This window comes from Curtobacterium sp. AC273 (genome assembly GCF_979253735.1).
On sequence record NZ_CEEDDU010000009.1, the window covers coordinates 173,967 to 185,292 of the forward strand.

General features: G+C 71.4%; 9 protein-coding genes and 3 pseudogenes. 5 read left to right on the forward strand and 7 right to left on the reverse strand.

The window, feature by feature from the left end:
- Positions 1–51: 51 nt before the first annotated feature.
- On the forward strand, positions 52–1,416 hold the full coding sequence (locus ACZ8AI_RS15945) for a flavin monoamine oxidase family protein (protein WP_464858980.1): 1,365 nt from the start codon (positions 52–54) through the stop codon (positions 1,414–1,416).
- Positions 1,417–1,550: 134 nt separating this feature from the next.
- Positions 1,551–1,712 (forward strand): hypothetical protein, encoded by a 162-nt coding sequence (locus ACZ8AI_RS15950; protein ID WP_464858981.1) that lies wholly within the window; start codon positions 1,551–1,553, stop codon positions 1,710–1,712.
- Between the two features lie 32 nt (positions 1,713–1,744).
- On the opposite strand, the gene ACZ8AI_RS15955 is transcribed toward ACZ8AI_RS15950, so the two are convergent.
- On the reverse strand, positions 1,745–2,341 hold the full coding sequence (locus ACZ8AI_RS15955) for a TetR/AcrR family transcriptional regulator (RefSeq protein ID WP_464858982.1): 597 nt from the start codon (positions 2,339–2,341) through the stop codon (positions 1,745–1,747).
- A 77-nt stretch (positions 2,342–2,418) separates the two neighbouring features.
- On the opposite strand from ACZ8AI_RS15955, the gene ACZ8AI_RS15960 reads away from it, so the two are divergent.
- Positions 2,419–3,267, forward strand: a complete 849-nt coding sequence (locus ACZ8AI_RS15960) for an SDR family NAD(P)-dependent oxidoreductase (RefSeq protein WP_464858983.1) — start codon at positions 2,419–2,421, stop codon at positions 3,265–3,267.
- Here ACZ8AI_RS15960 and ACZ8AI_RS15965 read toward each other — a convergent pair.
- From ACZ8AI_RS15965 to ACZ8AI_RS15985, 5 genes and pseudogenes are all read right to left on the reverse strand, one after another.
- Positions 3,239–4,661 (reverse strand): annotated as a pseudogene (locus tag ACZ8AI_RS15965) (NAD-dependent succinate-semialdehyde dehydrogenase). The gene ACZ8AI_RS15960 and the pseudogene ACZ8AI_RS15965 overlap by 29 nt on opposite strands.
- Before the next feature lie 8 nt (positions 4,662–4,669).
- Positions 4,670–6,015 (reverse strand): annotated as a pseudogene (locus ACZ8AI_RS15970) (APC family permease).
- Between the two features lie 216 nt (positions 6,016–6,231).
- Entirely contained in the window at positions 6,232–7,248 is a 1,017-nt protein-coding gene (locus ACZ8AI_RS15975) for an agmatine deiminase family protein (RefSeq protein ID WP_464859233.1), read from the reverse strand.
- A 255-nt stretch (positions 7,249–7,503) separates the two neighbouring features.
- Positions 7,504–8,557: pseudogene (locus ACZ8AI_RS15980) on the reverse strand (nitrilase-related carbon-nitrogen hydrolase); the annotation flags it as partial.
- A 206-nt stretch (positions 8,558–8,763) separates the two neighbouring features.
- Positions 8,764–9,606 (reverse strand): helix-turn-helix transcriptional regulator, encoded by an 843-nt coding sequence (locus ACZ8AI_RS15985; protein WP_464858984.1) that lies wholly within the window; start codon positions 9,604–9,606, stop codon positions 8,764–8,766.
- Positions 9,607–9,731: 125 nt separating this feature from the next.
- Here ACZ8AI_RS15985 and ACZ8AI_RS15990 point away from each other — a divergent pair, with 125 nt between their 5' ends.
- On the forward strand, positions 9,732–10,043 hold the full coding sequence (locus tag ACZ8AI_RS15990) for an SDR family NAD(P)-dependent oxidoreductase (RefSeq protein WP_464858985.1): 312 nt from the start codon (positions 9,732–9,734) through the stop codon (positions 10,041–10,043).
- Positions 9,971–10,648, forward strand: coding sequence for an SDR family oxidoreductase (locus ACZ8AI_RS15995; RefSeq protein WP_464858986.1), 678 nt, complete (start codon positions 9,971–9,973; stop codon positions 10,646–10,648). The genes ACZ8AI_RS15990 and ACZ8AI_RS15995 overlap by 73 nt, the downstream gene beginning before the upstream one ends.
- Before the next feature lie 12 nt (positions 10,649–10,660).
- Here the strand turns inward: ACZ8AI_RS15995 and ACZ8AI_RS16000 are convergent, their stop codons facing one another.
- On the reverse strand, positions 10,661–11,314 hold the full coding sequence (locus ACZ8AI_RS16000) for a hypothetical protein (protein WP_464858987.1): 654 nt from the start codon (positions 11,312–11,314) through the stop codon (positions 10,661–10,663).
- Positions 11,315–11,326: the final 12 nt, after the last annotated feature.

Below are 11,326 nucleotides of genomic sequence, written 5' to 3' on the forward strand. Positions count from 1 at the left end.
GACCCGTTCCGGGCCCTCGGCCAGCACCACCACAGGACAGGGAGCAGCACGATGATCGAGAGAGACGTCGTCATCATCGGCGCCGGCGTGACCGGCCTCACCGCCGCAGCACGCCTGGTCGCCGAGGGGAAGACCGTCGCCGTGCTCGAAGCGCGTGACCGGGTCGGTGGCCGCACCTGGACCGAGGACATCGAGGGCGTCATGCTCGAGATCGGCGGCCAGTGGGTGTCGCCGGACCAGACCGCGCTGCTCGAGACGCTCGACGAGCTGGGACTCGAGACGTACGACCGCTACCGCGAGGGCTCCAGCGTCTACGTGGACGAGCACGGCACCCGCACCGAGTACACCGGCGACATCTTCCCCCTGCCCGAGGCGACCGCGGCCGAGATCGAGTCAGCTCGTGGCCGTCGACGAGTACGTCGCGACGGTGGACCCCGTGCGTCCGTGGAGGCCCCGGACGCCGCACGGCTCGACGAGACGTCGTTCCGCGCGTGGCTGCACGACCTCAGCGACGACCGGGTCGCGACGGACAACGTCGAGCTCTTCATCGCCGGCGCGATGCTGACGAAGCCCGCCCACGCCTTCTCGGCGCTGCAGGCGCTCCTGATGGCGGCGTCGGCCGGCAGTTTCTCGAACCTCGTCGACGCCGACTTCATCCTCGACAAGCGCGTGGTCGGCGGGATGCAGCAGGTCTCCGAGCGGCTCGCCGCGCGCCTCGGTGCGGACGTGCACCTGCATGCACCGGTCCGGACGCTGCGGTGGGACGACGAGGGCGTCACCGCGCTCGCCGACCGCGGCATCGAGGTCCACGCGCGCCAGGCGCTCGTCGCCGTGCCGCCGCCCCTGTACTCGCGGATCTCCTACGAGCCGCCGCTGCCCCGTCGGCAGCACCAGCTCCACCAGCACCTGTCGATGGGCTTCGTGATCAAGGTGCACGCCGTCTACGACCGGCCGTTCTGGCGGGGTGCCGGGCTGTCCGGCACGGCCTTCAGCCCGTACGAGCTCGTGCACGAGGCGTACGACAACACCTCGCACGGGCAGGAGCAGGGCACGCTCGTCGGCTTCGTCTCGGACGTGCACGCCGACGACGTCTTCGCGCTGTCCGCCGAGGAGCGCAAGGCCCGCGTCCTCACGTCGCTCGCGCACTACTACGGCGACGAGGCGCTCCGGCCCGTCGTCTACTACGAGAGCGACTGGGGCACCGAGGAGTGGACCCGCGGCGCCTACGCGGCGAGCTTCGACCTGGGTGGACTGGTCCGGTACGGCGCCGACCAGCGTGCGGCCGTCGGTCCGCTCCGGTTCGCGTCGAGCGACCTCGCCGGGCACGGGTACCAGCACGTCGACGGTGCGGTGCGGATGGGCCGCGAAGCGGCCGCGGAGATCCTCGCCGCTCTGCCGCAGCCGGCGGTGCGGTAGACACCCACTGACGCGGACTGGAGGCGCGGCGCGGGCTGGCACCGCGCCTCCCGTCCGTCGTGTGGCCGGGTCGACAGCGTCCGCGCCCGCCCGCCTGAGCGGCCACCTCGATGCGCCCGCGTAGCGTCCGGGCCATGAGCGACACCCCAGCGAACGGTTCGAGCGAGCCCACCGACGAGCAGCGCGAGCACACGGAGGACCTGCCCGACGGCTCGTCCACCGGCAACGCGACCGAGGACCCGGAGCAGGACAGCGACGTCGACTCGGGCGGCGAGCCCGCGGACCCGCAGGCCTGATCGATCGCAGTCGGACGGATCAGTCCGACGCGTCAGTCCGTCGCGGCCGTGAGCCGAGCAGCCGCCGATCGCGCGGCCGCGGCCCACGGCCGTGACGGATCGGCCTGCGCGCTCGCCATCGCACCGTCGTAGAGCACGCACAACGGGAGCGCCGTCGTGGTCGGGTCCGGGTCGCCCGCCTCGGTGAGGAGTGACTCGAAGAGCTCGCGGACCCACGCGCGGTGGTCGAGCGTCACCTGGTGCGTGGGGTGCCCGTCGCCGTACTCGGCCTCGACGTTGATGAAGGGGCAGCCGCGGTACTCGGGTTCGTCGAACCACTCGCCGAGCATGTCGAAGACCGCGAGGATCCGCTCGCGAGGCGTTCCCGCGCGTCCGGGGAGCTCCGCCGCGACGTGCTCCTGCCACGACCGGCTGCGGCCCTGCAGGTACCCGACCACCAGGTCGTCCTTCGTGCGGAAGTGCGTGTAGAGACTCGCCTTCGAGATCTCCGCCTCGGCCGCGACCTGGTCGACCCCCACCGCGTGGATGCCCTGTTCGTAGAACAGCCGGTCCGCGGTGGCGACCGCGCGTTCGTACGCGGGGCGGCGCCGGGTCCGTGGTGCGGTCGGTGGCGGGGTCTGGTCGGACATGGTTTGACAATACCGCACAGATCGGTACAGTTACCAGCACCCCAACCGAACCGATCTGTTCAGACAGGACGTCCACCATGACCACGACCGCCCTCATCACCGGCGCCACGAGCGGCATCGGCCGCGCGACCGCCGAGCTCCTCGCGACCCGCGGCCTGCACGTCGTCGTCTCCGGCCGCAGCGCCGAGCGCGGCGACGCGGTCGTCCAGGCGATCCGTGCCACAGGCGGCAGTGCCGACTTCGTCGCCGCGGACCTGCGCGACGAGGCGAGCGCGAAGGAGCTCGCCGCCCGAGCGACCGAACTCGGCGGCGGCCACGTCGACGTCCTCGTGAACAGCGCGGGGGTCTTCCCGTTCGGCCCGACGGCCGGCACCAGCGAGCAGGGCTTCGACGAGGTCTTCGACATCAACGTCAAGGCACCGTACTTCCTCGTCGCAGCACTCGCACCCGCGATGGCCGAGCGGGGTGACGGCGCCGTCGTGAACGTCACCACGATGGTCGCCGAGTTCGGTGCGGCGGGCATGGCCCTCTACGGCTCGAGCAAGGCGGCGCTCGTGCTGCTCACGAAGTCGTGGGCGGCCGAGTTCGGCCCGTCCGGCGTCCGGGTCAACGCCGTCAGCCCCGGTCCGACCCGCACCGAGGGCACCGCGGCGATGGGCGAGAGCCTCGACGCACTGGCCGCGGCGGGTCCCGCCGGTCGTCCGGGGACGGCGTCCGAGATCGCCGAGGCGATCGTGTTCCTCGGCGACCGACGCGGCGTCGTTCGTGCACGGTGCGGTCCTGCCGGTGGACGGTGGGCGGATCGCGGTCTGAACCGGACCGGCTCACGGACGGGAGGCGCGGTGCCGGTTGGCACCGCGCCTCCCGTCCGCCGTGGAGCCGGGCACAGAGCGGCGGTCAGCCGATGCGGATCAGCTTCTTGTTGACGAACTCGTCGGCCCCCAGGGGGCCGAGCTCCCGGCCGAAGCCGCTCGCCTTGACGCCGCCGAACGGCAGTTCCGGGCTGTCCGCGCCGACGATGTTCACGTAGACCATGCCGGCCTCGATGCGGTCCGCGACGCGGAGTGCCTGGTCGGCGTCGGTCGTGAACAGGTACGAGCCGAGGCCGTACGGGGTGTCGTTCGGCGATCGTGACCGCGGCGTCCTCGTCCTCGACGCGGTACACGGCCGCGACCGGGCCGAAGAACTCCTCGCGGTAGGCGTCGTTGTCCGGCGTGACGCCCGTGAGTACGGTCGGGGTGAACGCGTTGCCCTGCCGTTCCCCACCCGTCACGACGGTCGCACCCTGACTGCGGGCGCTCGCGAGCTGCTCCTCGAGGCGGTCGGCGGCGGTCGGCGAGGACAGCGGGCCGAGCTCCGCGCCGGGGGTCGTCGGGTCCGTCGGCTCGACGGCGGCCATCGCCGCGGTGAACCGCTCGAGGAAGTCGTCGTACAGGTGGTCGGCGACCAGGAACCGCTTGGCGGCGTTGCAGACCTGCCCGTTGCCCTCGAGGCGGGTGGCGACGGCGGACTCGACCACGGCGTCGAGGTCGTCGGTCGACAGCAGGATGAACGGGTCCGACCCGCCGAGTTCCAGCACGACCTTCGTCAGGTTCCGGCCGGCGATCTCCGCGACCGCGGCACCCGCGCGGGCCGAGCCCGTCAGCGAGACGCCCTGCACCCGGGGGTCGGCGATGACGTCGGCGACCTGGTCGTTGGACGCGAACACGTTCGTGTACGCCCCCTCGGGGAAGCCGGCGTCGTGGAAGACCTGCTCGATCGCGAGCGCCGACTCCGGGCACTGCGGAGCGTGCTTCAGCAGGACGGAGTTGCCGATGAGCAGGTTCGGACCGGCGAACCGGGCGATCTGGTACGCCGGGAAGTTCCACGGCATGATGCCGAGCACCACACCGATCGAGGACTTCCGGATGAACGCCGAGCTCTCGCTGCCGGCGGCCAGGGTGATCGGCTGGTCCGCCAGGAACTCCGACGCGTGGTCGGCGTAGTAGTCGTAGATGTCGGCGCAGAAGTCGATCTCGCCGACGGCCTGGTCGATGGGCTTCGCCATCTCGCGCACGATCGTGGCGGCCAGGTCGTCGCGGCGCTCCCGGTAGAGCTCGGCGACGCGGCGGAGCAGGGCCGCGCGGTCGGCGACGGAGCTCTGGTCGGCAGCGTGGGTTCGGTCGGCGGTGTCGATCGCCGCGCGGAGCTCGTCGTCCGTGATCGTCGGGAAGGTGCGGAGCACCTCGCCGGATGCCGGGTCCGTGACGGCGTAGCGCGTGCCGGCGGTCGTGCTGGCGGTGCTGGTGGGGTCCGTCGCGGTGCTGGTGGTGTCGGTCATGGTGCTCCTCAGCCTTGCTCGTCGGTCAGTTGCTTGTTGACGCCGGTCACCGGCTGGTTCTCGTCGAAGCCCCTTCGGCTGCACCCGGAACCCCTTCGTGATGACCAGCAGGTACACGAACCCGATGGCCGCCCACACGCCGCCCGCGATCAGGGCGTCGGCGTGCAGCTGCGACCAGAGAACACCGGTGAGGAGCATCGCGACGCCCGTGCATCACCACGAAGGTGAAGCGGTCGCGGACCGTGTGGCGGCGACCCTCACGCCAGGCGAAGTGCACGATCACCGTCAGGTTGACGAAGGTGAACGCGATGAGCGCGCCGAAGTTGATGTACGACGAGATCGTGTCGAGTGAGAACGACATCGCGAGCAGGGTGACCAGACCGACGAAGACGACGTTCGGGATCGGGGTGCGCGTGCGAGGGCTGACGTGCCCGAACACCCGCTTCGGCAGCACGTTGTTCCGGCCCATCACGAGCAGCATGCGGGCGACGCTGGCGTGCGAGGCGAGCCCCGACGCCAGTGCGGCGATGAACCCGGCGGCGACGAGGACCGCCTGGAACACGCGGCCGCCGACGAGCAGACCGATCTGGGGGAGCGGGTCGTCGGTGAACTCGCCGAAGGGGGCGTTGGTCGGGAACCGGAGCTGGGCGAAGTACGACGACACCAGGAAGATCAGGCCGCCGATGAGGACCGTCATCAGGATGGCCTTCGGCATGATCCGGACCGACTTCGCCTCTTCCGTGTACATCGTCACCGCGTCGAACCCGATGAACGAGAAGCAGACCACGGTCGCGCCGGTGAGGAGCGCGGACATCGTGACCCCGTCGTGCACGAACGGCCGCGTGCTCACGAGCGTCCCCGCTCCGGCGCCCTGGACGAGTTCGATCACGGCGAAGACCACGAACGCGATCATCGCGAGGATCGCACCGATGAGCAGGACCATGTTGAGGTTCGAGGTGCCGCGCATCGACAGGCAGATCACCGTGGTGACGAACGCCGTGTAGACCACGACCGTCACCCACGCCGGCAGGGCGGGGAAGACCTGCTCGAGGTAGAGCCGGATGATGAGCGCGTTGACCATCGGCAGGAGCAGGTAGTCGAGGAGCGATGCCCAGCCGACCATGAAGCCCGCGTTCGGGTGGATCGACTCGCGCACGTAGGTGTACGCGGACCCGGCGGCGGGGTAGACGCGGACCATCTTCCCGTAGCTCACCGCGGTCAGGAGCATGATCACGAGGGCGATGAGGTACGCGCTCGGCACGGCCCCCTTCGTCTCGTCGGAGACGATGCCGAACGTGTCGAACACGACGGTCGGGGTCATGTACCCGAGCCCGAGGCCGACGATCGCCCACAGGCCGAGGCTCCGCTGCAGCGATCCACGCCGCGCCGGACCGGTCGGGGCGGTGACCACGGTGGGTGATGCCATGCGTTGACTTCCCTGCTGGATCGGGGCCGGGGCGTCGGTGCCCGGGCCGTTCGGTTCGAGCACCATACCGACGCGCTCGTGCCCGGCGGACCCGACGCGGTGTACAGGGCGGTCGGAGACGATGTACACCGCGTCGGGTGCGGATCAGGCGGTCGGGGGCTCTGTCGGCCGTGCCGGTTGCTGCTGCGTGATGCAGTGCAGGCCGCCGCCGCGCGCGAAGACCTCGCGAGCGTCGACCGTGCGGACCTCGCGCCCCGGGTACACGTCCGCCAAGATGCCCCGGGCCCGGTCGTCCGCCGCCGGTTCGCCGAACCCGCACGCGATCACCGCGCCGTTCACGACGACGTGGTTGACGTAGTTCCAGTCCACCGGACCACCGTCGTCGGTCAGGGTCGCCGGGGCCGGGAGGTCGACGATCGTCACGTCGGCCGCCTGCTCGAGCGCGCGACGGATCAGCGGCATCACGAGGTGGTCGGGGTGCGCCGGGTCGGGCTGGGCGTGCAGCAGGACGACACCGGGCTCGGGGAACGTCGCCACCATGTCCACGTGGCCCCGGGTACCGAGCCCGTCGTAGTCCCGGGTCAGCCCGCGGGGGAGCCAGATCACGTCCGTCGCCCCGATCGTCCGGGCCAGCTCCTCCTCGACACGGCCGTGGTCGGCGTACGGGTTCCGCCGCGGGTCGAGCTGCACCGTCTCCGTCACGAGCACCCGCCCCATGCCGTCGACGTGGATCGCACCGCCCTCGTTGACGAGGAGCGAGGGGATCCGCGTTGCACCCGCGGCGTGCGCCACGGTCGCGGCGACCTCGGCGTCACGGGTCCAGGTCGCCCACGCGTTCGCGCCCCAGCCGTTGAACACCCAGTCCACGGCGCCGAGGCCGCCCTCGTCGTCGAGGACGAAGGTCGGCCCGATGTCGCCGCATCCAGAAGTCGTCGAGGGCGCTTCGAGCACCTCGACGTCGCCGGAGAGCAACCGGTCCGCATCGGCCCGTGCCACCGGGTCGACCACGACCGTGACGGGCTGGTACTCGCTGATCGTGTTCGCGGTCGTGGCCCACGCGATCCGCGCGGCCTCGGAGCTCTCTGGGTCGTCGCCGAGGGTGGCGCCGGGCCGTGGGAACGCCATCCACGTGCGGTCCTGCGGAGCCGTCTCCGCCGGCATCCGCCAGCTCACGACAGCACCGTCGGTCGGGTGGTGCCGGTCGGTTCCGTCCAGCGGCCGTCGGTCGGCGGGTCCGGCCTGGAGGCGCGGATCGCCTCGTGCGCGCCGTACCCGTCGCGGACGGGGTCGACCTCCTGCACCAGGCCGCCGTACAGGTCGGGTCGCCGGGTCACGTAGAAGGGGAAGAGGGCGGAGCCACTCGACGCGGGCGTCGAGGTCGAGGTCCGCGACCACCACCGCATCGGCATCGCGCGGCGCCTCGACGAGGACCCGGCCGAACGGGTCCGAGATGAACGACGACCCGTAGAAGGTGATGTCACCCTCGTCGCCCCACCGGTTCGGCACGACCATGAACTGCCCGGCGGTGATGCCGTTCGCCACGATGACCTGCCGCCAGATCGGCGCGGTGTCGAAGTCCGGGAAGGTCGGTTCGGAGCCGATCGCCGTCGGGTACACCAGGACCTCGGAACCCGCGAGGCCGTAGGACCGCGCGACCTCGGGGAACCACTCGTCCCAGCAGGTCGGCAGCCCGACCCGTGCAGCCGAGCCCCGGCGGCTCGTACACGGGGAAGGCGTCGGCGTCGGGGCCCGGGCGGAAGTAGGTGTCCTCGTGGTAGCCGGCGCTGATCGGGATGTGCGTCTTGCGGGTCCGGCCGACCAGTGCTCCGTCGGGAGCGACGAGGATCGCCGTGTTGTAGCCGCGGGGGTCGTCGGGCTGATCGTCGTCGGCGGGGCGCTCGTACAGCGACGCGTGCACGAACACCCCGTGCTCGAGCGCTTGCACGCGGGCGAACGTGATCGTGGGGCCGTCCTCGAGCGACTCGGCGAGGTCCTTCGGAGCGCCGATCGCGGGAGTGTCGCCCGGGTAGCGCAGCAGTGTGAGCTCCTGCAGGAACACCGCGGTCGCGCCGTTCGCGGCTGCCGTGGCGATGCCGTCCGCGAGCTGTCGCCGGTGTTCCTCCGGGTCCGCCAGCCATCGTGTCTGCACGAGGGCGACGCGGACGGTGCGGCGAGGGGCACCGGTGTCCTGGTAGAGGGGTGACCGCGGCGTCGAGCCGGTGATGACGTCCATGGCGCCATTGTTGATCAACCGATCAACGAGCACAAGCCCCGGGTGTGTGACCGGAATATCGGTATGCTGGTTGCGGGCCGGAGTCACGCTGGATGACGGCCCGGACAAGGATGAAGCCCACCACTGCAGGAACAGTGGTGGGCTTCGATTTGTCCTCCGAGTGGAGAACGAGGGACGCAACGGGTCCCGAGCCTGAAACTCGGATCCAGTGTAACCCGCTCCTCGAGCGAGTTGCATCCCTCGGCCTGCACTCTCGTGTCCGCCGGCGCTGACACGAAGGTGGTCCGATGTCGCACGACGACGAACCGCGTCGCGGCCGTCCGGTGCCGTGGTTGGGGATCGCGAGGCTTGCTCGTGACCGTGGCCCGGCTCCTGCACGAGCTGTTCCGCAAGGGCTGAGACCCGGGGTGCCCGCCATCCGGCCCGAGGGCCCGTCGGGCGGACTAGCCGGGGAGGACGCTCGTCCCGATCACGGACAGCAGGCGCAGCCGGTCGGCGCTCTCGCTCCCCGGTTCCGCCGTGTAGACGAGCAGGGCGTGCGAGCGCTCGGGATCGAGCAGGACCTGGCAGGTGAGCGTGAGCAGCCCGACCTCGGGGTGACGGAAGTGCTTGACCTCTCGGGGGCGGATCCCGACCTCGTGCCGGGCCCAGACCTCCCGGAACTCCGCGTTCTCCGCGAGCAGGACCGCGGCCAGGTGGGCGGCCCGTGACGTCGGACCACGCTGCGCGATGACGCCACGGAGGCCCGAGGCGTACATGCGGGACAGGAACTCGTGGTCCTCCTCCGGGTGCAACGCCCGCGCGGCCGGGTCGGTGAACCAGCGGAAGCCGATGCTCCGCATGTCCCCGGACCGTTCCGCGGCGTCGCCCGTGATGGCGGCAGCGAGCGGCGTCTGCTGCAGCGTCTCGCCGAGCTCAGTGACGATCTCCGCCGGGGTGTCCACCAGGCGGTCGAAGATGCGCATCATGCCGGGGCTCACGTGGTCGCCACCGGGGCCGGGCTGCGGGGGCTGGTGTCCGGCGAGGCGGAACAGGTGGTCCCGCTCGTCGATCGACAGTCGCAGCCCCTGCGCGATCGCCGCGAGCATCTGCTCGGACGGCTGCGGGCCGCGCTCCCGCTCGAGGCGCGCGTAGTAGTCGGCCGACATGTTGGCGAGCAGTGCCACCTCCTCGCGACGGAGGCCGGTGGTCCGCCGACGCTGCCCGCGGTGGAGGCCGACGTCCTCCGGCTGCAGGGCTTCGCGTCGGCCGCGGAGGAAGTCGGCCAGGGACGATCGATCGATCACCGTGCCATCATCGCGCCCACGCGTCGCCGGAGCCACGGATCGTCAGGCCGTGGATGTCGATCGTGCACGGCCGCAGTCTGGTTTCGACGGATCGCACCGGCGGCCCGATGACCCAGGAGGACCTGATGCCCCGACACGTCGACGAACTGCCCCTGCCCGACCTGACCGGCCGCCTGGCCCTCGTGACGGGTGCGAGCGACGGCATCGGACTGGGGATCGCCGCGCGTCTGGCCGGTGCCGGTGCCGAAGTGGTCCTGCCGGTGCGGAACCGGCGGAAGGGCGAGGCTGCGGTCGACCGCATCCGCGAGCGCCACCCGGCGGCACGACCCGGCTCGAGGACCTGGACCTGTCGTCGCTCGCGTCGGTGCACGCCCTCGGCGACCGGCTCGCCGCGGACGGCGCCCCGGTCGACCTGCTCGTCGGCAACGCCGGGGTGATGACCCCGCCGGAACGCCAGACGACCACCGACGGCTTCGAGCTGCAGTTCGGCACCAACCACCTCGGGCACTTCGCACTCGTGGGAGCCGTGATGCCGCTCCTCCGGGACGGCGGCGGCCGGGTCGTGATGCAGACGAGCATCGCCGCACGCCGCGCGTCGATCCCCTGGGACGACCTGCAGTCCGAGCACGCGTACGACGGGATGCGCGCGTACGGGGCGTCGAAGCTGGCGTGCGCCCTCTTCGGGCTCGAGCTGAGCCGCCGGAGTCGCTCGGCCGGCTGGGGTGTCGCGGCCGCGGTCAGCCACCCCGGGGTCGCACCGACGAGCCTCCTCGCGGCTCGTCCCGAGGTCGGCCGTGGTCGTGACACCACGCAGGTCCGGGTCATCCGGTGGCTCTCGGCACGCGGGCTGCTCGTCGGCACGGCCGAGACCGCGGGGCAACCGGCGCTGCTCGCCGCGACCTCGCCCGAGCTGGACGGCGGGTTCACCGGTCCGGCCTGGCGCGGGAACGTCGGCGGGCCGGCAGCGCCGCAGGAGCCGTGGGCGCCCATGCGCGATCACGCGAGGCGGCTGCCCGGCTCTGGACCGTCTCCGAGGAGCTGACGGGGGTGTCGATCAGCTGATGATGTTGACCGCTCGCGAGATCACGAGGGCGAGCAGGATGAACCCCCCGAGTGCCTGGTACGCCATGATCATCTTCGCGCGGACCGTCATCGGCATGGTGTCGGTCGGGCTGAAGGCCACCATGTTCGTCATCGCGACGTAGAGGTAGTCGAGGTACACCGGACGCCAGGCCGCGGTCTTCGCGTCGGTCTCCTGCGGGAACTGGAAGTCGGCCTCGTCGCTCGACCAGAGTTCGGGGCGACGACGCGCCACCGGACCACCGCGGTCGAGCTCCCAGTAGACGAGCCCGAACGCGATGATCGTGCTCACCCACACCTGCAGCGCGGTGAGCAGGACGGCACCTCCGTCGGCGTGGCCGCCGAGGAGCACCTCGATCGTCCGCACCACCGTGAGCTGGTTCGCGACGGTGAGCAGGATCGCGAGGGCGAAGGACAGCCACCGCGACCAGGTCGTCTCCCGCGTCAACCGCCGCGGGTTGAAGACGATGAGCGGGCTGAGGAGCAGGACACCGAGCACCGGGACGACCCACGACGGGAAGAACAGCACCTCGCTCGGCAGGAACAGGCTGAGCGCCAGGTTCACCAGGACCGCCACGGCGACGGGAGCCCGGTGCTCGTGCTGGGGCCGAGGCCGCGGAGTGCTCACGGAGGGAGTGTC